The following is a 22807-nucleotide window of genomic DNA, read 5'->3' on the forward strand; positions in this document are numbered from 1 at the left end:
AAGAGCAGCGTCTGACAACGAATCAGGCGACTGCCGATTTATTGCGTGGAAACCGACAGTGATAGTCAGGTTCGGCGCCATCGCCGAACCTTTTGATACAGGAGTACATCCATGCTGGTCTTACGCCCGGTCGAGCAGACTGACCTGCCCCAGCTACAACGATTGGCCCGCGACAGCCTGCTGGGCGTGACCTCGCTGCCGGACGACAGCGAACGCCTGCGCGAGAAAATTGCCGCGTCCATCGCCTCGTTTGCCAGCGCTGCGGCAGTGCATGGCCCGGAGAGTTATTGCTTCGTGCTCGAAGACCTCGACAGCCAGCGCTTGCGCGGCTGCTCGGAAATTCTCGCCACCGCCGGCCACGACGAGCCCTTCTACAGCCTGCGCAACCGCCATTTCACCAGCGCGTCGCGTGAGCTGAACATCGAGCACGGTGTGCCGGCGCTGTCGCTGTGCCACGATCTTAACGACCATACGTTGCTGCGCGGCTTCCACATCGACGCGGCGCTGGTGCGTACGCCATTTTCCGAGTTGCTGTCACGGGCACGACTGCTGTTCATCGCTGCCCATGCGCCGCGCTTTGCCGAAGCGGTGATCACCGAAATCGTTGGTTACAGCGACGAGGGCGGGCACTCGCCATTCTGGGATGCGCTGGGCAAGCACTTCTTCGACCTGCCGTACGCCGAGGCCGAACGCTTGTGTGGCCTGCAGAGCCGGCGGTTTCTCGCCGAACTGATGCCGCAATACCCGATTTACGTGCCAATGCTGCCGCCCGCGGCGCAGGACTGTATCGGTCGCGTCCACCCGGATGGTCAGGAGGCGTTCGATATTCTCGAACGAGAAGGCTTCGAGACCAACAGCTACATCGATCTGTTCGATGCTGGCCCGACCCTTTACGCGCGTACAGCCAACATTCGATCGATCACCCACAGCCAGATCGCCAGCGTGCGGCAAGAGGCGCACATCGATGCGCGTGGCCGTTTTCTACTGAGCAACGAAGCGCTGCACGGCTTCCGCGCCATCGTCGCCGAACTCGACTACCACCCCGATCAACCGCTTTCCCTCACTCCAGCCATGTGCGCGGCGCTGAACGTGACCGATGGCAACCCGATCCGGCTGATTGCCCTGTGAATCCCGCCCGGTTGCACATTCAACGACAACGCCCGAACAGGCGCACAGAAGGAGTTACAGGATGATTGTCCGCCCGGTGAAAGTCAGCGATCTGCCCGCCCTGATGGCTCTGGTGCAACAGGCTGGCCCGGGGTTCACCACCCTGCCGGCCAATGAAGAGCGCCTGACTCATCGCGTACGCTGGGCGCAACGGGCGTTTGCCGAACAGGTCGAACGCGCCGATGCCGACTATCTCTTTGTACTCGAAGACGACGACATGCGCGTGGTCGGCGTCAGCGCGATGGCCGGGGCGGTCGGCATGCGCGAGCCCTGGTACAACTATCGGGTCGGGGTGACGGTCAGTTCGGCGCCCGATCTGGGCATTCAACGGCAGATCCCGACCCTGTTCCTCAACAATGAACTGACTGGCCAGTCGGAGTTGTGCTCGCTGTTTCTGAGTCATGACCAGCGCCACGGCAGCAACGGTCGCCTGCTATCGCTCGGTCGCTTGCTGTTCGCTGCGGAATTTCCGCACCTGTTCGGCGAAAAGATGATTGCCGAGTTGCGCGGCAGCGCCGACGAACAAGGCTGTTCGCCGTTCTGGGACAGTCTCGGTCGGCATTTTTTTCAGATGGATTTCAGCCATGCCGATTACTTGTCCGGGCTTGGCAACAAAGCCTTCATCGCCGAGCTGATGCCGCGCCAGCCGCTGTACGCCTGCATGCTCACCGAAGCCGCCCAGGCCGCCATCGGTCAGGCGCACCCGAACACCGAGCCGGCGCTGAAAATCCTCCAGGCTGAAGGTTTCGCCCACAAGGGCTACATCGATATCTTCGACGCAGGCCCGGTGATCGAAGCACCGCTGCACAATATCCGCACCGTGCGCGACAGCGCAGAACTGACCTTGAGCCTGGGCAGCCCGGACGAACAGGCACCCTTGTGGCTGATTCACAACCGCCGGCTGGAGAACTGCCGCATCACCGTGGCCCATGCTCGCCGCGTCGGTAGCAGCCTGATGATCGACCGCCTCACCGCCAAACGCCTGCAACTGCAACCGGGCAATTCGGTACGGGCCGTCATGCTGCCAAATCAACAGCAACAGGCGGTGGCGGCCTGAGCGTTGCTACCGTCAGGGTAAATCCTTTCAGCAAACAGCAGGTCCCGCAGGCTGCCTGCGCAAATTCGTCATGATCATTGACCCATTCGCGTGATAGCCTTTTCATTCTTCGGCGTTGACACATTTGTTCAAGCCGTTCCATTCCTTTGTATTGGTGGAACTCGAATGACCAGGCTTTCTCATCAAGATTTGCGCCGTGACTTCCGTCAGTTGCTGGCCTCCGACACCTGCTACCACACGGCTTCGGTGTTTGATCCGATGTCGGCGCGCATCGCCGCCGATCTCGGCTTTGAAGTGGGGATTCTCGGCGGCTCCGTGGCCTCGTTGCAGGTCCTCGGCGCCCCGGACTTTGCCCTGATCACCCTCAGCGAGTTCGCCGAACAAGCCACCCGTATCGGCCGCGTAGCCCAATTGCCAGTGATCGCCGACGCCGACCACGGCTACGGCAACGCCCTGAATGTGATGCGCACCATCGTCGAACTGGAACGTGCCGGCGTCGCTGCACTGACCATCGAAGATACCCTCCTGCCAGCGCAATTCGGCCGTAAATCCACCGATCTGATCACCGTCGCCGAAGGCGTCGGCAAGATCCGCGCGGCGCTGGAAGCCCGCGTCGACACGGAAATGGCCATCATTGCCCGCACCAATGCCGGCATTCTGCCGAACCAGGAAATCATCAGCCGCACCCGCCAATACCAAGCGGCGGGCGCCGATGGCATCTGCATGGTTGGCGTACAGGATTTCGATCAGCTCGAGCAGATCGCCGAGCACCTCACCGTACCTCTAATGTTGGTGACCTACGGCAACCCAGCGTTGCGCGATGACAAACGCCTGGCCGAGCTGGGTGTGCGCGTGACCATCGACGGGCACGGTGCTTACTTTGCGGCGATCAAAGCGACTTACGACAGCCTGCGCGAGCAACGGCAGATCTTCACCCAGGCTGCCGATCTCAGCGCAACGGAATTGACCCACACGTATACCCAGCCGGAGGAATACATTCTCTGGGCCAAGGAGTACATGAGCGTCAAGGAGTGATGCCCGAAACAACAGCCCCTCACCCTGGCCCTCTCCCAGAGGGAGAGGGAACCGATTGGGGGAGGCTCTGGATCTGCGCCTACGAGAGAGACCGCGTTGAATGCAAACTTGCATTCAAGTTGATCTACCGGGTGCCGCATGGACTACAAACAACGCGGTCAGTCCCCTCTCCCTTCGGGCGGTCCGACGTTTCGGGAGGGTTAGGTTGAGGGGCCGATTCGTCTGACACGCCACTCGACACCCTCACACCACCCATCACCTCACCGCGGCTTGGCCAACTCCATGATCATCCGCGACAACAGATAAATCCGCGGCGCCACGCTCGCCACTTCGGCGTATTCCTCGGGCGTATGAATATTGCCGCCAACAATGCCAAAACCATCCAGCGTCGGCGTGCCAACCCCGGCAGACAAACTCGCATCCGCCGCGCCACCACTGCCCTCCTCGGTCAGTTTGCGGCCGATCTCGCCGTAGATGCCTTGGGCCATGGCCATCAGGCGATCCGACTCGGCCGTTTGCGGCATTGGCGGCAAGCCGCGCTGCAACGAGGTCTTCACCTCGGTTTCAGCAATCAGCTTGTCCTGAGAGACCCTCGCCAGGTCCTTCTCGATCCGATCGAACTCTTCGGGCACCGCCGCGCGGACGTCAGCCTTGGCGGTGGCTTGATCGGGAATCACATTGGTGCGATCGCCGGCCTTGAGCACGGTGAAGTTGATAGTGGTCTTCTTCGCCTCATCGCCGAGCTTGCCCAGTTGCAGAATCTGGTGCGCCGCTTCCATGGCGGCGTTGCGCCCCAGTTCTGGCGCGACACCGGCGTGCGCGGCTTTGCCCTTGACCTCGACCAGCGCCGTTGCGCTGCCCTTGCGCCACACCACCAGGCCATCGGCCGGGCGGCCCGGCTCGAGGTTGAGGGTCACGTCGTGCTGTTTGGCGGTTTTCTTGATCAGGTCGGTGGCGACGTCCGATCCGGTTTCTTCGCTGGCGTCGAGCAGGAAGGTGATTTGCGCGTAGTCCTTGAAATCAAGGTTCTTCAGCACTTTCAGCGCATAAATTCCGGCGACGATACCGCCCTTGTCGTCCATCACCCCCGGCCCGTAGGCGCGGCCGTCCTTGATGTGAAACGGCCGCTCGGCCGCCGAGCCTTCCTTGAAAACAGTGTCCATGTGCGCCATCAGCAGGATCTTCGCCTTGCCGGTGCCCTTCAGCGTGGCCAATACATGGTTGGACTTTTCCGGTGTATTCGGTACCAGTTCAATCGTCGCGCCGAGCTTTTTCAGCTCATCGATGGCGATGTCGCTGACTTGCTTGAGACCGGGTTCGTAACCGGAACCCGAGTCGATATTGACCAGCCGCTCGAGCAACTTCAGCGCTTCGGGCTGGTACTGCTCGGCATCGGCGAGCACTTGCTTGTGCGGTTCGGCGAAGGCGCCGGTGGCAGCGAGGGTCAGAGACAGGCCGAGGCTGGCGGCCAACAGGGAGCGAGGAAATGAGAACGTCATGAAGCGGTCCTTGTTTCGCGTACGGGGCCTTTAACCGTACCCGACATCGGCGCGCGGCTCTACAACGGATGCGACACTGATCTAACCAACAACCCAAAACCCCTGTAGGAGTGAGCCTGCTCGCGATGGCGTCGTGTCGGCTGGCATCAATGTCGGCTGACACGACGCCATCGCGAGCAGGCTCACTCCTACAAGGGATTTGTAGAGGGCAATCAGACCGAATCGAGCACCGGCTGGCGAGGCTGCTCGTCGCAATTGCAGATCACTCGATTACGCCCGCTCGCCTTGGCTTCGTACAGCGCCTGATCGGCCTCATTGAGCCAGCGTGTGGCGTCGGCATGCATCGGATCGTAAGCCGCCAGGCCAATGCTCAAACTGACCTTCAGCGCCGGATTCTGCTCATAACCCAGAATCGCGAAACGCTCGCGCAACGCCTCCATGGCCTGGGCGGCGTTGAACAGCGGCAGTTCGGGCAGGATCACGCAGAACTCGTCACCACCATAGCGCCCGGCCATGTCCGTCGCGCGCAGGTTGTGCTTGAGCAACTTGCTCAACTGGCGCAACACGATATCGCCGGCGACATGGCCGTAGGTGTCGTTGATCGTCTTGAAATGGTCGATGTCGATCAAAGCAATTGCTGCGCCCTGCTGCTGGCGTCTGCAGCGTTGAAAGGCAATTTCCAGCTGGTCTTTCCAGGCGCCGTGGTTGAGCAGCCCGGTCAGGCTGTCGGTGCGGCTCAGGGCGAGCAGTTCGCGTTTATGCCGGCCGAGGTTGTAGGCCTGACGAAAGCAGATCCAGCCCAGCGCCAACGGATACAGCAGCAATAACGGGAAACAGGCGTACATCTGCGCAGGCGAAGTCTGCGGGATGAATGCCGGGGCAAATACCGCCAGGCCGACGAACACCCCAAGCAATTGCGCAGCAGAGCCTGCCAACAGAAAGCGTGCACCGCCGATCGCGACGTTGTTCATCGCCATCATCGAAATCGTCACCGCCGTGGGCAATGGGTTGAAATGCATCGCGGCGACCCAGAAACCACCGAGAAAAGCATCGATCAACAGATTCCGGTGTTCTGCATGATAGGGAACACGCGAGCGGCGCGCCCATTGAAACGCCAGATGTGGCCAGACCAGGCCGTTGAAGAACATCAGTGCCCAGACCCACAGCGGCGGATCGAGCGCATACATCGCCACGGACACACACAGCAGCCCAAGCAACAGCCCGAGGATTCGCGACGTATAGAGCCTCCTGGCGACTGAAAGTCCCTTTCCTCCCGCATTTCCCATAAGGACCTCGATCACGCACTCCGCTGTGCGGATGTGATGGGAGTCTATCAGGGCGACGTTAATTCGCCATCACCGGTCAGCGGGCTGAATAGCGCGACATCAAGGCCGCGCACCGGGCGAATTTTTGGCTATACATGAAAGGAGCAAAATGGAAAAACAACTATAAGAAGGAGGCCCATGCGCACCTACCAAGTGTTGATCATCGGCAGCGGCTTTGGCGGCCAGTGTGCGGCGGTCAACCTGCTCAAGGCCGGGATCGACGATTTTCGACTGCTGGAGCGACGGGACTTTTTCGGCGGCACCTGGTGCCAGAACACCTACCCCGGCGCAGCTGTGGACGTGCCGTCGCCGCTGTATTCCCTGTCGTTCGCGCCTTTCCGCTGGTCGCAGATGTTCGCCGGGCAGGCCGAACTGCAGCGCTACACCGAGCACGTCATTGACGAGTTCCATTTGCGTGACCGCGTGGAGCTGCAGACCAATGTCGAGCGCGTCGAATGGGACGAGTCGGCAAAACGCTGGGCCGTCCACACCAGCCGCCAAGGCGTCTACTACGCGCAATTCCTGATCAACGCCAGCGGACCGCTAAGCCAGCCGGTAATCCCACATTTCCCAGGCCGGGATCGCTTCAAGGGCAAGACGTTTCATACAAACAACTGGGACCACAGCTACGACTATCGCGATAAACGAGTGGCCATCGTCGGCAGCGGTGCCAGCGCGGTCCAGGTGATTCCGGCGATAGCGCCGCAAGTGGAACATTTGCACGTTTTTCAGCGCACAGCGCATTGGGTACTGCCCCGCGCCGATCGCCCATTCGGACCGATTCAACGCTGGCTGCTCGGCCGTAAACCTGCGTACAAACTGTTGCGCTGGCTGATCTACTGGCAGTTCGAAACCCGCGTGATTGCCTTCAAGTATTCGAAACCGGCGATCCACATGGTGCAGCAGCACGCGCTGCGCTTTCTCAAAAGACAGGTGCCGGACCCAAAGTTGCGGGAAAAACTCATTCCGGACTTCACCATCGGCTGCAAACGCGTGCTGGTTTCAAGTACTTACTACCCGACATTGAGCCGCCCGAACGTCAGCTTGCACAGCCGCGAACAAGGCATCGCTTCCATCGACGAAACCGGGATCAACACCACGGACGGCCAGCATGTCGACGCGGATCTGATTGTCTGGTCGACCGGTTACGACGCCACCGACGGGGTGATTTCCTACCCGGTCAGCGGAAAAAACGCCGTTCAGCTCAGCGATGTCTGGGCCGAATATCCGCGCGCCTATCTGGGCACCAGCCTGCCGGACTTTCCCAATCTGTTTATTGTCACCGGTCCGAACACCGGCATCGGCCATACCTCGGCGCTGTTCATCATCGAGTCGCAGATGAACTACATCATCGATTGCATCCGCACCGTACGCGATCAAGGGTTGCGCAGCATCGAAGTGCGCCGCGACGCAGAACGTACCTACACTGCAATGATCCACCGGGAAATGCAGCGCACGGTGTGGAAGTCCGGTGGTTGCCACAGCTGGTATCAAAGCAAGAGCGGTCATGTGATCGCCATGTTTCCCGGCTTCAGTTTCAGCTACTACCGTTTGACCCGGGCGCTGAAACCCGCCGACCACATTCTGTCCTGAACACGTAAAAGGAAGACGTCGATGCTTTTGCTGTTTGTCGCCCTCGCGGTTTTCGTGGCCTGGAGCTGGTTGAGTTATCCGGCAATCGGGCACTGGCTGTACGACCTGAGCATGGCCATCGAGGCCAGGTTGTACAAGTTGCACAAGATCGAAGTGCCGATCGCCGAAATGACGGTGTCGACCTGGCAGGGCGGGCCGTACGAAGCGGCCAGTGCGATCCTGATGCTGCACGGTTTCAGCGCCGACAAGAATCTGTGGCTGCGTTTCTCCCGGCACTTTGTACGGCAGTATCGAGTGATCATTCCGGACTTGCCCGGCCATGGTGAAACCGGCTTCAAGGCCGGTGGCGGTTTTGATATTCCGCTGCAGGCCAAGCGCATGATCCAGTTGCTCGATGTCTGCGGCGTGGAAAAGGTGCATGTGATCGGCAACTCGATGGGCGGCTATCTGGCGGCGTGGCTGGCGGCAACCTGTCCCGAGCGAATCGCCTCGCTCGCGCTGATCGACCCGGCGGGCGTCACCGCGCCGCAGGCCAGCGACATGGAGCGGCATCTGGCGCGCGGGCACAATCCGTTTCTGGTCAATTCCCGCGAAGAGTTTCGCTATCTGTACGCAATGACCATGGCCTCGCCGCCCTGGGTGCCAAAGGTGGTGCTCGACGCTATTGCCCAGCGCTACGTGCAGCAACGCGATGAACTGGAAGAAATCTTCCGCGACTTCCGCGCCAGCCCGCCGATGGAGCCGATACTGGCGCAAATTCGCTGCCCGGCGCTGTTGCTTTGGGGACGCAAGGATCGCCTGATCGACGTCAGCAGCGTGCCGGTCTGGAGCAAGGGCATCACCAATTTGCGCGTAGAGGTCTGGGACCACGTCGGGCACATGCCGATGGTCGAGCAACCGACGCATAGCGCACGCCTGTATCAGGCGTTTCTTGGAAGCCAGTGATGACAATTTCCCGTGATCGTTCTGGCGCTGATCGTTCCCACACTCTGCGTGGGAACGATCAGCGGCGGGGCCTGGAGCTGAGATGAACATCCTCTACGACGAGCGCCTCGACGGCCCGCTGCCGCAGGTGAACAAGGCCGAATTGCTCAAGGCACTGCAACGGGCCGTGCCTGACCTCGACCTGCTGTGGCGCGAGGAAGAACTGAAACCTTACGAATGCGATGGCCTCTCCGCCTACCGCACCACGCCGATGCTGGTCGCCCTGCCCCGGCGTCTCGATCAGGTGCAGAGCCTGCTCAAACTTTGCCACGCACAGAACGTCCCGGTGGTCGCGCGTGGTGCCGGCACCGGTTTGTCCGGCGGCGCCTTGCCGCTGGAACAGGGCGTGTTGCTGGTGATGGCGCGGTTCAACAATATTCTGCATATCGACCCCGCCGCCCGCACCGCGCGGGTTCAGCCGGGGGTGCGCAATCTGGCGATTTCCCAGGCAGCTGCGCCGTTTGGTCTGTACTACGCGCCGGATCCCTCCTCGCAGATCGCCTGTTCGATCGGCGGCAATGTCGCCGAAAACGCTGGCGGCGTGCATTGCCTCAAGTACGGTCTGACCGTGCACAACCTGCTGAAAATCGAAGTGCTGACCATCGAAGGCGAACGCCTGACCCTGGGCTGCGACGCGCTGGATTCGGCGGGTTTCGATTTGCTCGCGCTGTTCACCGGTTCCGAAGGCTTGCTGGGGATCATTACCGAAGTCACGGTCAAGTTGCTGCCCAGACCGCAAGTGGCGAAAGTCCTGCTGGCGAGTTTCGATTCGGTGGAAAAGGCTGGCCGCGCGGTAGCCGAAATCATCGCGGCGGGGATCATTCCCGGCGGACTGGAAATGATGGACAACCTCGCCATCCGCGCCGCCGAAGACTTCATCCACGCCGGTTACCCGGTCGAGGCCGAAGCCATTCTGCTGTGCGAACTGGATGGCGTCGAAGCCGATGTGCATGACGATTGCCAGCGTGTGCGCGAGGTCATGCTCGCCGCGGGGGCGACTGAAGTGCGTCAGGCGCAGGACGAAGCCGAGCGCGTGCGTTTCTGGGCCGGACGCAAGAATGCCTTCCCGGCGATTGGCCGTTTGTCGCCGGACTATTACTGCATGGACGGCACCATCCCCCGCCGGGAATTGCCCGGAGTCCTGCAAGGCATCGCAATGCTTGCCGAAGAGTACGGTTTGCGCGTTGCCAACGTGTTTCATGCCGGCGACGGCAACATGCACCCGCTGATCCTGTTCGACGCCAACCAAGCGGGCGAACTGCAGCGCGCGGAAGCGTTGGGCGGCAAGATCCTCGAACTGTGTGTGCAAGTCGGCGGCAGCATTACCGGCGAGCACGGTGTCGGCCGCGAGAAAATCAATCAGATGTGCGCGCAATTCAACAGTGACGAACTGAGCCTGTTCCATGCAGTAAAAGCGGCGTTCGATCCCAAAGGCCTGCTCAATCCCGGCAAGAACATCCCGACCCTGCACCGCTGCGCCGAATTTGGTGCCATGCACATTCACGCTGGGCAACTGCCATTCCCCGAGCTGGAGCGTTTCTGATGGCCGATTTCGACGGCGCCAGCGCCCTGCTCGATCAGGTCAACGCCGCCCGCGCCAATCGCACACCGTTGAAAATCCAGGGGGGCAACAGCAAGGCGTTTCTCGGTCGCGAGGTGGCGGGCGAAATACTCGACACTCGTGCGCACTGTGGCATCGTGCGCTATGAACCGACCGAACTGGTGATCACCGCGCGCGCGGGGACGCCGTTATCAGAGCTGCTTTCAGCACTGGACAGCGCCGGGCAAATGCTGCCGTGCGAACCGCCGGCATTCACCGACAGCGCCACTGTCGGCGGCATGACCGCGACAGGTTTATCGGGCCCGCGGCGGCCGTGGTCAGGCTCGGTGCGCGACTTCGTGCTCGGCACGCGAGTCATCACCGGTCTCGGTCAGCACTTGCGTTTTGGCGGCGAAGTGATGAAAAACGTCGCCGGGTACGACCTGTCACGGCTGATGGCCGGCAGTTTTGGTTGCCTTGGCGTGCTCACCGAAGTCTCGCTGAAGGTCCTGCCCAAACCGCGCCAGTGCCTGAGCATTCGCCTGGATATCGACTGCACCCGCGCCTTGAGCAAACTTGCCGAGTGGGGTCAGCAACCGCTGCCGATCAGTGCGGCGTGTCACGATGGCACAAGTCTTTATTTGCGCGTTGAGGGCGGCGAAGGTTCGGTGACCGCGGCGCATCAACGCCTCGGTGGTGAACCGTTGGACTCGATTTTCTGGAGCGATCTGAACGAGCATCGCCTGGCCTTTTTCGATGAAGGCCTGCCGCTGTGGCGCCTGTCGCTACCCAACAATCTCAGCCCGCTGGAGCTGCCTGGCGAGCAATTGATCGACTGGGCCGGCGCGCAACGCTGGCTGAAGTCCGACAGCACCGGGATTCACGCCCTCGCCCAGTCGCTTGGCGGCCATGCCACTTGTTTCAGCCACGGTGCCAGTGACACACCGTTCCAGCCGTTGGCGCCGACGCTGTTGCGCTATCACCGCCAGCTCAAGGCGCAACTCGATCCGCAAGGGCTGTTCAACCCCGGGCGGATGTACGCGGAGTTCTAGCCATGCAAACCACGCTCAGCGAACAAGCGCGACAGCTGCCCCGAGCCGCCGAGGCGGAAAAGATTCTGCGCACCTGCGTGCATTGCGGCTTCTGCAACGCGACCTGCCCGACCTATCAACTGCTCGGCGATGAGCTCGATGGCCCGCGTGGGCGCATCTATCTGATCAAGCAAGTGCTCGAAGGCGCACCGGCGACCGCGCAGACGCAACTGCATCTGGATCGTTGCCTGTCCTGCCGCAATTGCGAAACCACCTGTCCGTCCGGCGTCGACTATCACAACCTGCTCGACATTGGCCGTGCGGTGGTCGATCAGGCCGTGCCGCGTACACCGGCTCAGCGGCTGTTGCGTGAGGGCCTGCGGGCCCTGGCGCCGAATCCACGCGTGTTCAAAAGCTTGTTGCGGGTAGGCGCGACATTCAGGCCGCTGTTGCCGCGTTTGCTGGAAAGCAAACTGCCGCACGCGGTGTCAGGCAACGATTCGCGCCCCGCTCCTCGGCATGCGCGCCGCGTGTTGCTACTGGAAGGCTGCGTGCAACCGGGGCTGTCGCCGAACACCAACGATGCGACGGCGCGAGTGCTGGATCGACTCGGCATCAGTGTCACCCCGGTTGCGGAGGCCGGTTGTTGCGGCGCGCTGGATTATCACCTCGACGCCCAAGCCAAAGGCCTCGATCGAGCCCGGAAAAATATCGATGCGTGGTGGCCTCACCTGCAGAACGGCGCCGAAGCGATCGTGCAAACCGCCAGCGGCTGCGGCGCATTTATCAAGGATTATGGGCATTTGCTGGAAAACGATCCGGCTTATGCGGCCAAGGCACGGCATATCAGCGAGCGGACGCTGGATCTGGTGCAGATCCTCGCGCAGGAACCGCTGGAACAGGTGTGCGCTGCCAGCGAACAACGAATCGCCGTGCATTGCCCGTGCACCTTGCAACACGCGCTGAAACTCGGCGGCGCGGTGGAGTCGGTGTTGACCCGTCTCGGTTTCAATCTCACCGCCGTGCCGGACGGCCATTTGTGTTGCGGCTCGGCAGGCACTTATTCGCTGACGCAACCGCTGCTGGCCCGGCAGTTGCGCGATAACCGCCTCAACGCGCTGGAGAGTGGCCGGCCGCAGTTGATCGTCACCTCCAACGTCGGTTGCCAAAGCCATCTGGCCAGCGCCGGGCGTACCCGCGTGGTGCACTGGATCGAACTGGTGGATCAGTCGTTGGCAGAATGAAGTTCGTAGGATTCTTCGTTTGCCCGGGTGGGCGAAGGCTGCGATCTTTTCCGCTATCCATTCCGTGACCGTGGCAGGATTTTTTTTCATGACCGTGCAGCCGTTTGTCAGCCCCGACCTGATCCGCCAACGCTTCTCCAAAGCGATGTCGGACATGTACCGCGAAGAAGTGCCGCTGTACGGCGCATTGATGGAGTTGGTGGAGCAGACCAACCGTGACGTGCTTGCTCGCCAACCGGACATCGCCCGGCAACTGCACAGCAGCGGTGAAATCGAACGCCTGGACATGGAGCGCCACGGCGCCATCCGCGTCGGCACCGCTACCGAACTGGCCACCCTCGCCCGCCTGTTTGCGGTGATGGGCATGCAGCCGGTGGGCTATTACGACCTGACCCCGGCGGGGGTGCCGGTACATTCCACGGCGTTTCGCGCGGTGCATGAAGACGCCTTACAGGTCAGCCCGTTTCGAGTGTTCACTTCGCTGTTACGCCTGGAGCTGATCGAAGATGCCGACGTGCGCGCCTTTGCCGAATCGGTGCTGGCTCGGCGATCTATTTTTACCCCGCAAGCATTGCGCCTGATCGCCCATGCTGAAACGGCGGGCGGGCTGAATGAAAGCGAGGCCGAGGCATTCGTCTTACAGGCACTGGAAACCTTTCGCTGGCACCACAGCGCCACCGTCACCGCCGCGCAATACCAGACGCTGAGCGCGCAGCACCGTTTGATCGCCGACGTCGTCGCCTTCAAAGGTCCGCATATCAACCACCTTACCCCGCGTACGCTGGACATCGACCGCGTGCAGGAACAGATGCCGAAGCATGGCATCACCCCCAAAGCAGTGATTGAAGGCCCACCGCGCCGGCAATGTCCGATCCTGCTGCGCCAGACCAGTTTCAAGGCACTGGACGAGCCGGTCGCCTTCACCGATCAGCAGCAGACCCGCGGCAGTCACAGCGCGCGCTTCGGCGAAATCGAACAACGCGGTGCGGCGCTGACACCCAAAGGCCGAGCGCTGTATGACCGATTGCTGAATGCGGCGCGGGATGAGCTGGGCGATTTTCCCAACGAAGGCAACGCCGTACGCTACAACGCACTGATGACTCAGCATTTTGGCGAATTCCCTGACAACGTCGAGGGCATGCACGAACAGGGGCTGGCGTATTTTCGCTATTTCGCTACGGAAAATGGTATGGCGGCGAGTGGTCTCAGAGAGTCGTCGCTGGAAGATTTGTTGCGTAGGGGCTATGTGAAAGCTGAGCCACTGGTGTACGAAGATTTCCTGCCGGTGAGTGCGGCGGGAATTTTTCAGTCAAACCTCGGCGACGCGGCGCAGACGCACTATGGCGAACATTCCAATCGCCAGGCCTTCGAACAAGCGCTCGGGCGCGCGACCATCGACGAACTGGGTTTGTATGCCGCGACGCAACAGCGCTCGATCGAGAAGTGCGCCGCGGTGTTGCGGATCAAATTGCGCTGACTTCTGAGGCAATCCACAAATCCACTGTGGAGCGAGCCTGCTCGCGATAGCGGTGGGTCAGTAAACGAGGATTCGCCTGAAGCGACGCCATCGCGAGCAGGCTCACTCCTACAGGTCTCGCGGGGAACACAGACTCTGCGGCAGCACGCAAATCCCCTGTAGGAGTGAGCCTGCTCGCGATAGCGGTGTATCAGCCACCAAGGATTTTCCTGACCCGACGCCTTCGCGAGCAAGCTCGCTCCCATGTTTCGCGCTGGACGCAAGCTCTGCGGCAGCACACAAATCCATTGTGGGAGCCAGCCTGCTGGCGATAGCAGTGTATCAGTCGCCGATGACTCGCCTGAGCACAAAAAAGCGATCTCGGATTTTGTTTTTTATCAGAGCTTCTCCAGTTCTTCTTTTGCCCCTGGCGCATAGCGCCCCACAGCTTTGAGCATCCAGAACTCAGCTTTGGATTTGCTCTTTGGCAGCCCGCCTCGGCCCTGTGCGTACATTTTGCCTAATGCCAACTGCGCGTTACCAAAGTCTGCATCTGCTGACTGCTGGTAAAGTCTGGCCGCTTCACGTTCGTCGCGCGCAACTCCACGTCCCTGTTCCAACATTTTTGCCAGTTCATATTGAGAGTACTGGTTCCCTTGTTCGGCCGATTTGCGATACCACATAACAGCACGCCCCTCATCCTTTCCAACACCGCGTCCGGTAGCCAGCATTTCGGCAAAATTGTTTTGACCGTAAGCATCCCCAGACTCCGCGGCCTTTCGAAACCACTTCGCAGCGACTTCATCATTCTTCGGGACTTCGTCACCCTTGTCGTAGATGTCCGCCAGCGACATATAGGCCATGATATATCCGCCTTCAGCCGCCTGGTTGTAATACGCCAAGGCCTTCTCCATATCCTTCAGGTTCTTAATGGAGCGACCGCCTCGATGGTAAATCTGCGCCAGACTGAATTGAGCTTTGGCGTTCCCTTGTTCTGCAGCTTTCAGGTCCCAATAAACACCGGCCTCCTCCCCTTCAATACTTCGATCCCAACTAAGTTCCTCAGCCAATCCGACTTGCGCTTCGGCATTACCTAGTTCCGCAGGCTTGCGAAACCACTCTTCGGGCATACCTGGGGACCACTGTTCAACGATGCCGCAGAGGTTCTCCTGAATCGCTTTGCCAAATTGCGTCTGCGCGTCTGGATCGCCTGCGACAGCTTGCTCATGAAGCTGTTCAGAATTGGGTACGCATTTCCCGGCTTTCATGGCGTCATACAGCTCGCGCGGTCCCTGTGCCCAAGCATTGCAAGTGATCAGCAATGAAAAAAAAGCAGTACTCACAGCTCTAGTTTTGAAACGCTTACTCATTGTTACTTCCTTGTGGCTTGACGATATCCAGATGACGACAGGATGAGAGGGCGCGCATTTTATCCGGTATTCATCAGCAGCACTCAATGCATTTCTATTGTCAGCGCTCGCACGTTCGACGCCCAGCGCCCTACTCCGCACCGCACAAAAACCGTCCCACCCGCAAATTAAGCTTCACCTAAGCTTCCCTCGCTAGCATCGCGCTCATGAACCCTGTCGTCATGAGCCGTGAATGAATCCTTCCGACATGAAAGCCTTTGATTTACCCAGCCAGCCGCCAGCGAATTTCAGCCTTGTCCTGGTCAATTACAAAACCCCGGACATCACCCGGATGTGCCTTGAGCTGCTGCGCGAGCACGTCCAGGCGCAGCGCATTCCGGTGTGGGTGGTGGATAACGATTCAGCGGATGCCAGCCTCGATTATTTACGCTCGCTGGACTGGATCAACCTGATCGAGCGTCCGTCGCCGGGCAAGGAAGCGGGGCATATTGCGCATGGCAAGGCGCTGGATCTGGCTTTGGAAAAAGTTGAAACCGATTATTTGTTTCTGCTGCACACAGACACTTTCGTCTACGACAAGGAAGTGTTTGCGATGATGATGCGCGAATGCGCCAGGTCGCCGGATATGGCAGCAGTGGGTTGTGTCGAACAACTCAATCGCGGGCTACTGCGTGATACGTGGCGTTTAACTTCGCGATTCTGCAAGCACCATGTTCGTCGGGTAAAACTGCATCTGGGCATGCGTTCGAAACAGCCGCGGCCTTATAAAGAAACGCATTTGAAAAGCTTCTGCACACTGTGGAATGCGCGTCTAATGAAAACGTTGGGACTGCACTTCTGCATGGACGAGCAAGTTCCGGGTTATGCCCTGCAAGATCGAATGAGTGGCTTGGGCTATGGCATCAAATTCCTCTCGCCGCGCAAGATCTTCCGCTATCTGGATCACATCCAGGCCGGCACGGTCGCTGCGGCAGGTATCTACGGGGAAAACCACCGACGGACAAAGATGTATCAGGCCACTCTGAAGCGCTTTCAGGGACAGCAAGGCAAAACGGATATTCGAGCCTCAGCGTAATTCGAAGCAACAAAAAAAGGGCGACTTGGCAGTCGCCCTTTTTTGTTGCAGAAAATTGTATACAGCTCTCCAAAGAGGTGTCCGCCCAGTGTAATGGCCTGGCAATCCATGCACCGGTAAAGAGCCCTGACACTGGGCGAACCGAGAGGATTTTAATTGAAGACGGCGGATATGTCGTCAGGCTTAAACATGAAATTTTTGTACTGGTAAGTTAAAAATTGTGTCTCGTCGATATTTACCGGGAAACTTCCTACATCCGGTTTTTATATGATTGTTCTCATACACAAAGCTGTACAAGAACAATCATTTTGTAGAGTTAATACTCAACTATCGTGCTGACTGGTCACTTTCAGGATATCGGTGTAAGTGACAATAACGCTCTGCCCTACTTTCAAATCCTTGAGTTTCGCTTGAATCTCCGGCTTTTTCACATCAAGCGTCTTCGATTGTCCGGACGGGTTCTGGAGGGTGACCTGATTGGACTTCAAATCAATTTTGCTGATTTTCAACTGCACCTGTACCTGCCGGTAAGCCTCGCCACCGGGGTTATCGCTGCCCGGCGCCTTGCGCAATTCGCCGGTACGCTCGGTGGTGCCCGGCAGACCTTTATCCACATCGGTGTCGAGATAAGCGGCGACCGAGCGCTGCACCTCGATCTTCACCAGATCGCCCACCTTGAGGTTGGCAAGATTTTTTGCTTTGTCGCTGAGCTGAACGTGGACCTTGGCGCCCTCGGGCCCTTCCAGTACTACCTGGTGGTTGGCAGCGTCAACTGCGAGCACTTTGGTAGTAACGGTATCGGCCTCGACGACGGCGGATAACGGAATATCGGCAGCCCAGGCGCCGAAACTGGTGGCAGACAGGAGCGTTGCGAGAGTAATGGCCTTGGCCAGTGCGTCGAGCTTCATATGCATGACTTTCCCTGTTATGAAATGGCGACGCCCGTCGCTGAATCGACTTCAGCGGCGGGCGTGCCAGTGAGCATAGACGCTGTTCAGGGCTTGACCTGCGTTTGTGGCCCACGCGTGTGCGGCTTCGCGGTCTCCTGAGCGGTGGATTCGCCGCTCGGAGTGCCTTTGCTGCTCTGCCGTTGCTTGGGATCGGTGGGTCGCAGGGCATCATTGTCACGCTCGGTTTCACCGGCCGGGCGCGGCTCATCGGGATTGTCGTTCTGGCTGACGGTAGTGTTCATGGGGCGAGTCCTCAGGCTTCGGGGTCGTCGAGTTCGCGGGCGACATTCACCGCGGGTGAGTCCTTGTGCATATCATCGGCCTTGGCACGCAGCAGCTGCCACTGTTCCAGGTCGATGGCACCCTGACCGAGCAAATCATCGGCGATGCGCTGCAGGTCGAGGTAGTGAGCGTCCGGGGAGTTTTGCCAATAGGACTGATCGTCGTACAGGCGTTGCCAGGTATTGAGGTCTGGAGGTTGCAAGTCGTCGCTCATGGTGAGTCCGGAAATTTGCGGGTTTCTGGGTAGAGCGGCGAGTAGCGGGGAGAGTTCCGGGCAGTTTGCCTGGGCGCGGATCGTGATTGCTGTTGAGGCTTGAAACAGCCTGAAAATCAAAAGCCCCTCATCGGAACGCCGCCCGCCTAGCCCTCTCCCGGAGGGAGAGGGAACTGACCGTGGTGGATGCGAGAGCTACACCGACGTGCGATACCGCGTCGTATGCAGCTTTTGAACAGCCCACAAATCGGCTCCCTCTCCAAGGGGAGAGGGCGGGGGTGAGGGGCGAATCCAAAACAAATCCCAAGCCAAGCGCCGCTTCTCACCACTCAACAATGAGCGCAAGCTCGAGTGCTCTTGATCTTGCGTCACCGGCGACATCGGAAGGCTGAGTGGAGGGATCGATCCGGGCGTGGGAGCGCAGCGACCGTCTGGCGCAGCCAGACACAGCGGAAGGAGGTGCAGCGCAGCAAACCGTAGCCGCTGCGCCCGGATCGATCCCGGAGCGAAGGGACCCGAGCCTGCGAGGGCCGTACGTAGGAGCAAGCCTTTTCGGTTACCTTTTTGGCGTTTGAAAAAGGTGACCCGCCGTAAGGGCGGAACCCTAAGCAGCCGTTACCGCAGCAACGGATATGTACCCAAAACTCAGCGCCTGAAAGAAAGCCATCGCGAGCAGGCTCACGCCTACACGGGATATCAAGCTGCCTGCAAAAAATCACACCCGATCAATACCCGGTCATCTCCAGATACCCCCGACCAGCATGACTCCCCCCAATCCCCACCGGTCCCTCCCAATAAGGAATACGCAGATCCATCCAGGCATCGCGATTAAGCGCATCGACACTGATATCGAGGTGCTTGTCCGGAATGCGGACCCACCACTTCACCGGCATCGACCGCCCAGCGACCTCGGCCGTGTCCTGCGGCTCCAGACTGATCTGCTCGCGACGCAACGTCTGAATCTGCCCATCCGCAGCAATCCACGTACCGGTCAGATAAGCCGCCCCCTCCTTCTGCCGCATCCGATAAAGCATCACATGCTCACCGCTGTCCAGATGCAGGGAAAACCAGTCCCAACCGGTCTGATTGGCTGTCAGCGGCTGGCTGCTCCATTCCCGATCCAGCCACGCCGGCCCGCTGACCGTGTAAGTCTGGCCATCGATCTGCAGCGTCCCGCTGGCCTGAAAAAACGGCTGACTGTAGTAATACGACGCCTGCCCCTGCTCCGACTTTTGACTGAACCCCTTGTCACCCTGCAGCACCAGCGGCCGGCTGGACGTCAGCCGCAGGTCGTAAGCGAAATTTTTATCGCGAGCGCGCAGCTGCATGTCGCTCAACGGATCAGCCGCCTTGCCGGCAAACATCCAGTCATCGATCCACGCCTCGAACGGCGCCAGGCGCACACCGGCCTGCCCGACGCCACCGCGCGCGTAGCGCTCGGCCGCGTGATGCACCGTGCTTGATGTCACCGCCGCATGCCCCAGCCACACCGTCTGGTTGCCCCACCCTGCCTGCTCCGCCTCAGGTTTCAAGGCGCTGCGAAACAACGTCCATTGCACGCCGAAATCGCTGCCTTGCGGGTCCTTGAGATTCGCCGTGACGTACCACCATTCGATGCGAAAGCCATCATGCGCGCCGTGATCGGCTGGAAAACTGAACACCCGCCCCGGCACTACCGGGGTGAACGCCTGCGCCTGCGCGCCCATGCCGGCAAAGCCCTTCTGTTCCGACACGGACGGATCGCAAGCGGTGAGCAACAGCGCGGCCAGCAGCGCAACGAGCTTAATCCTCATGGGCAAACGTCCTCAGCAGGTCCGCCGGTTGCGTGCGGTACAGCGAATACAGCGGCCACGCCGAGGCGAGCAAGGTCGCCAGCAGCGCCAACCCCATCAGCTGCAGCAGTTGCCACGGGAACACGCGCAACGGCAGGCGCCAGCCGAACGCCTGCACGTTGATCACCGCATCGAGGCACCACGCCAGTGCGATGCCCAGCGGCAACGCCAAAATCAGCGTCAACACCGCCAGCAGCCAGGTCTGGCCAAGGTTGAGCAGCATCAGTTGCCGCCGCGTGACGCCCAGCGCCCACAACGGCGCGAGCTGGCCGAGACGGCTTTGGCTCTGCGTCAGCAGGCTGATAAACAACGCGACACCCGCGACCGCCAGGGTCAGGCTGTTCAACGCCGCCGTCGCGGCAAAGGTGCGTTCGAAAACCTGCATCGACCAGCCCTTGAGTCGGGCCTGATCGATGATGCGGCTATCGTCCAGTTGAAAACGTGTCTGCAAGGCATGCAGAAACGACGGGATCTGCTGCGGATCGATACGCAAATTGAAACGGTTCGGCGTCAGTTGCGGCCAGCCGCGCAGCAGATGATTGCTGTTGACCAGCAAGTGGCCCTTGGGATTGCCGTAATCGGCGTAGATGCCGACGATGCGCGGCGACCATGTGCCATTCGGCGCGGGAATCGTCAGTCGATCGCCCGCGCGCACCTTGAGCCGGCGCGCCAGTTGCTCGCTGAGCATCACCGCATCGTCCGTTGCCAGATGCGCCCAAGGGTCGCTGCCATTGCTGTCGAGCAGCGGCCAGTGCTGGCGATAATGCGCATGATCGACGATGCCGAACAGCTCCGCCGGCCAGCCTTGCAGTGTCACCGTGACCTCCCAGTTGGGCAGCACCGCGCGGACATTCGGCTGCTGCTTGAGCCAACTGTACATTTCCCGCGACTGCGCCGGATTGCTTGGGTTGATGTACAACTCGGCGCTCAGGCGTTGTTCGAGCCAGTCGTTGAAGGTCTGGCGAAACCCGGCGGTCATGCTGCCCGCGCCGATGTTGGCGGCCAGCGCCAGCAGCAGCGCCATCAGCGCCAGACTCAATGCTGGCAATTGCTGCCGGCAATCGGCGAGAAACCACTGCCCCAGCACCGAACGACTGCGCCCCAGCAACGGCGTCAACAGTGCGCTGAGCAGCACCGGCAAGGCCAGCGCCGCGCCGAGCAGCAGCCCGGCCATCAAGACGAAGCCGCTGCTCAGGCTGTCGCCCCAGACCAGCGCCGCCAGCGCAATCGCCAGCAAGCCCGCCGCCAACCAACCTTGCCGACGCAACCAGCGGGAATATTGCTCGTGCCAGGCCTGCGGATCGGCGACCGCGAGCAATGGCAGACGCGCCGCCCGCAACAGGCTGCTGGCGCCAGCGAGCAAGGCGCCGAGCAGGCTCAAACCGATGCCGCTGAACCACCACCAGGGACTTAACCGCAACTGCCCCGCCACTTCCGCGCCATACAGCCCGCGCAGGCTGGCGGCGACATCCGGCAGCAATACGCTGGCCAACCAGTAGCCGCTGATCACGCCAAATACGCCGCCGAGCAATGCCAGCACACCAAGCTCGACGATCAGACAGGTGATCAGCATTCGCGCACTGACCCCGCAAGCGCGCAACGTGCGCAGCAGGCCACGACGCTGTTCAAGCGCCAGACCGATGGCCGCGTGCACGATGAACAATCCGACCACAAACGACAGAAAGCCCAAGGCATCGAGATTCAGGTGAAAGCTCTCGGTCAGCCGCGCGAGGTTGTTTTCTTCGCCACTGCTTTTGAGTTGCAACTGGCCTTTGAACGAGTCTGGCAACTCAGCGTGAAAATCCTTGGGCAGCAGCATTCGTGACAGTTGCCCCGGTTGTTCGAGCACGGTTTGCGCCACGCCGATGTCCACCAGCAACACGCCGGGCGCCATGTCTTTCTGGACCACGAGCGGTGGCAAAACCTGGCCGTTTACTGTTTGCGGCGTAGCACCTTCGCGCAGTTTCAGCGCCTGCAAGGTATCGGCGGAAATCCACGTGCTGCCCGGCGGCGTGAAGAATTCGACAACCCGTTCAATGGGCAGCGCCTGCCCGGCCACGGCCGAATCGGCGGGCAAGGAAACCGGTTCGATGCCCATCAATTGCAGGCGTTGGTCTTCGTGCCCCTTGAGCAACAAGCGCCCCTGCAACAGCGGCGAGACCGGCCAGCCCTGGCGGCGCAAATCCACGAACCATTGCTGAGAAAAAGTCGCCCCGCCGGGTGTGCTCAGGCTGGCCTGCGGTTCGCCGCCGATCAGTTGACTGGCCCGCGCGTAGCTGTCGCGCGCCTGACTGTTCAGCGCCTCGACGCCGGTCAGCAGGCTGGTCGCCAGCCACAGGCCGGTGAGCACGCTGAAAAACTGCACCGGATGGCGCCGCCAATGGCTGAGCAGTGCGCGCAGCGTCTGCCGGAAAACCATCACGTCAAGCGCCCGCTGGACAGCACCACTTGCTGCGCCAGACGCGCCGCGACTCGTGGACTGTGCGTGACCATCAACAGCGTGGTCGGCGTGTCATCAAGCAGTTCCAGCAGCAGGCGCAGCACTTCATCGCTGGTGGCTTCATCGAGGCTGCCGGTGGGTTCGTCGGCCAGCAGTAATTTCGGCTGCGACGCCAGCGCCCGGCCCAGCGCGACCCGCTGCTGCTGACCACCGGAAAGTTGTTCGGGATAACGCTTGAGCAAATCGCCCAGGCCCAGACGCTGCACCAGATGCGCCTGCCAGCGCGGCTCATGGCGCCCGGCCAGCCGCGCCTGAAACGCCAGATTGTCCTCAACGCGCAAACTGCCGATCAGGTTGAACTGCTGGAACACCAGACCGATTTCCGTACGCCGCCAGTTAGCCAGTTGCGCCTCGCTCATCGACTCCAGCCGATGTTCACCGCTGTGAATGCTGCCGCGGTCGACCTTGTCGAGGCCGGCGACCAGATGCAGCAACGTGCTTTTGCCGCTGCCCGATTCGCCCATCAGCGCCAGACTGCTGCCGGCCGCCAGCGTCAGGTCGACGCCCTGCAATACCGGCAGCGAACCCTGTGGCGTGGGGTAACTTTTGTGGACGTTGCGAACCTCAAGCATGGCTGAACCTGATCAATGAGTCTGGGCCAAGGATAGCGGCCCTGAATGGTTTTTGTCCGTTGATGATCATCGCTGTGGCAG

General features: G+C 60.6%; 19 protein-coding genes. 10 read left to right on the plus strand and 9 right to left on the minus strand.

Features of this window, described 5'->3' with window-relative positions:
• Window positions 1–111 precede the first annotated feature (111 nt).
• The 3 genes from BLU24_RS18630 (at window position 112) to BLU24_RS18640 (ending at window position 3259) form a co-directional block, all read left to right on the plus strand.
• Window positions 112–1128 (plus strand): arginine N-succinyltransferase, encoded by a 1017-nt coding sequence (locus BLU24_RS18630; protein ID WP_093102607.1) that lies wholly within the window; start codon window positions 112–114, stop codon window positions 1126–1128.
• Between the two features lie 61 nt (window positions 1129–1189).
• A complete protein-coding gene (gene astA, locus BLU24_RS18635) occupies window positions 1190–2224 on the plus strand; it encodes an arginine N-succinyltransferase (RefSeq protein ID WP_093102610.1) in 1035 nt (344 codons plus the stop codon).
• Window positions 2225–2389: 165 nt separating this feature from the next.
• Window positions 2390–3259, plus strand: coding sequence for an isocitrate lyase/PEP mutase family protein (locus BLU24_RS18640; protein ID WP_093102613.1), 870 nt, complete (start codon window positions 2390–2392; stop codon window positions 3257–3259).
• Between the two features lie 260 nt (window positions 3260–3519).
• Here the strand turns inward: BLU24_RS18640 and BLU24_RS18645 are convergent, their stop codons facing one another.
• Complete coding sequence (locus BLU24_RS18645; RefSeq protein WP_093102615.1) at window positions 3520–4758, minus strand: M20/M25/M40 family metallo-hydrolase; 1239 nt, start codon at window positions 4756–4758, stop codon at window positions 3520–3522.
• A 212-nt stretch (window positions 4759–4970) separates the two neighbouring features.
• Window positions 4971–6044 (minus strand): diguanylate cyclase, encoded by a 1074-nt coding sequence (locus BLU24_RS18650; protein WP_093102617.1) that lies wholly within the window; start codon window positions 6042–6044, stop codon window positions 4971–4973.
• A 177-nt stretch (window positions 6045–6221) separates the two neighbouring features.
• Between BLU24_RS18650 and BLU24_RS18655 the strand changes: the two genes are divergently transcribed.
• The 6 genes from BLU24_RS18655 (at window position 6222) to hglS (ending at window position 13952) form a co-directional block, all read left to right on the plus strand.
• A complete protein-coding gene (locus BLU24_RS18655; RefSeq protein WP_093102620.1) occupies window positions 6222–7676 on the plus strand; it encodes a flavin-containing monooxygenase in 1455 nt (484 codons plus the stop codon).
• A 21-nt stretch (window positions 7677–7697) separates the two neighbouring features.
• Window positions 7698–8621 carry an alpha/beta fold hydrolase gene (locus BLU24_RS18660; protein WP_093102623.1) on the plus strand — a complete coding sequence of 308 codons (924 nt, stop codon included), beginning with the start codon at window positions 7698–7700 and terminating at the stop codon, window positions 8619–8621.
• A gap of 82 nt (window positions 8622–8703) precedes the next feature.
• A complete protein-coding gene (glcD, locus tag BLU24_RS18665; RefSeq protein ID WP_093102626.1) occupies window positions 8704–10203 on the plus strand; it encodes a glycolate oxidase subunit GlcD in 1500 nt (499 codons plus the stop codon).
• Entirely contained in the window at window positions 10203–11252 is a 1050-nt protein-coding gene (gene glcE / locus BLU24_RS18670; protein ID WP_093102629.1) for a glycolate oxidase subunit GlcE, read from the plus strand. Before glcD ends, glcE begins: the two co-directional genes overlap by 1 nt.
• Before the next feature lie 2 nt (window positions 11253–11254).
• Window positions 11255–12475, plus strand: coding sequence for a glycolate oxidase subunit GlcF (glcF, locus tag BLU24_RS18675; RefSeq protein ID WP_093102632.1), 1221 nt, complete (start codon window positions 11255–11257; stop codon window positions 12473–12475).
• A gap of 88 nt (window positions 12476–12563) precedes the next feature.
• A complete protein-coding gene (gene hglS, locus BLU24_RS18680) occupies window positions 12564–13952 on the plus strand; it encodes a 2-oxoadipate dioxygenase/decarboxylase HglS (protein WP_093102635.1) in 1389 nt (462 codons plus the stop codon).
• Between the two features lie 377 nt (window positions 13953–14329).
• Here hglS and BLU24_RS18685 read toward each other — a convergent pair whose 3' ends face one another.
• Complete coding sequence (locus BLU24_RS18685) at window positions 14330–15301, minus strand: tetratricopeptide repeat protein (protein WP_093102638.1); 972 nt, start codon at window positions 15299–15301, stop codon at window positions 14330–14332.
• A gap of 247 nt (window positions 15302–15548) precedes the next feature.
• On the opposite strand from BLU24_RS18685, the gene BLU24_RS18690 reads away from it, so the two are divergent.
• Window positions 15549–16376, plus strand: coding sequence for a glycosyltransferase (locus BLU24_RS18690; RefSeq protein ID WP_093106845.1), 828 nt, complete (start codon window positions 15549–15551; stop codon window positions 16374–16376).
• Between the two features lie 323 nt (window positions 16377–16699).
• Here the strand turns inward: BLU24_RS18690 and BLU24_RS18695 are convergent, their stop codons facing one another.
• The 6 genes from BLU24_RS18695 to BLU24_RS18720 form a co-directional block, all read right to left on the minus strand.
• Entirely contained in the window at window positions 16700–17284 is a 585-nt protein-coding gene (locus BLU24_RS18695; RefSeq protein WP_093102641.1) for a hypothetical protein, read from the minus strand.
• An 86-nt stretch (window positions 17285–17370) separates the two neighbouring features.
• Entirely contained in the window at window positions 17371–17568 is a 198-nt protein-coding gene (locus BLU24_RS18700; RefSeq protein WP_090282736.1) for a hypothetical protein, read from the minus strand.
• A gap of 11 nt (window positions 17569–17579) precedes the next feature.
• Window positions 17580–17822: a hypothetical protein gene (locus tag BLU24_RS18705; protein ID WP_093102644.1), complete on the minus strand. Its 243-nt coding sequence runs from the start codon at window positions 17820–17822 to the stop codon at window positions 17580–17582.
• Between the two features lie 725 nt (window positions 17823–18547).
• Entirely contained in the window at window positions 18548–19615 is a 1068-nt protein-coding gene (locus BLU24_RS18710; protein WP_093102647.1) for a lipocalin-like domain-containing protein, read from the minus strand.
• Complete coding sequence (locus tag BLU24_RS18715; RefSeq protein ID WP_093102649.1) at window positions 19605–22076, minus strand: ABC transporter permease; 2472 nt, start codon at window positions 22074–22076, stop codon at window positions 19605–19607. Before BLU24_RS18715 ends, BLU24_RS18710 begins: the two co-directional genes overlap by 11 nt.
• On the minus strand, window positions 22073–22726 hold the full coding sequence (locus BLU24_RS18720) for an ABC transporter ATP-binding protein (protein ID WP_093102652.1): 654 nt from the start codon (window positions 22724–22726) through the stop codon (window positions 22073–22075). Before BLU24_RS18720 ends, BLU24_RS18715 begins: the two co-directional genes overlap by 4 nt.
• Window positions 22727–22807: the final 81 nt, after the last annotated feature.

The sequence above is a fragment of the Pseudomonas sp. Z003-0.4C(8344-21) genome (assembly GCF_900104975.1).
Lineage (GTDB): Bacteria > Pseudomonadota > Gammaproteobacteria > Pseudomonadales > Pseudomonadaceae > Aquipseudomonas > Aquipseudomonas granadensis.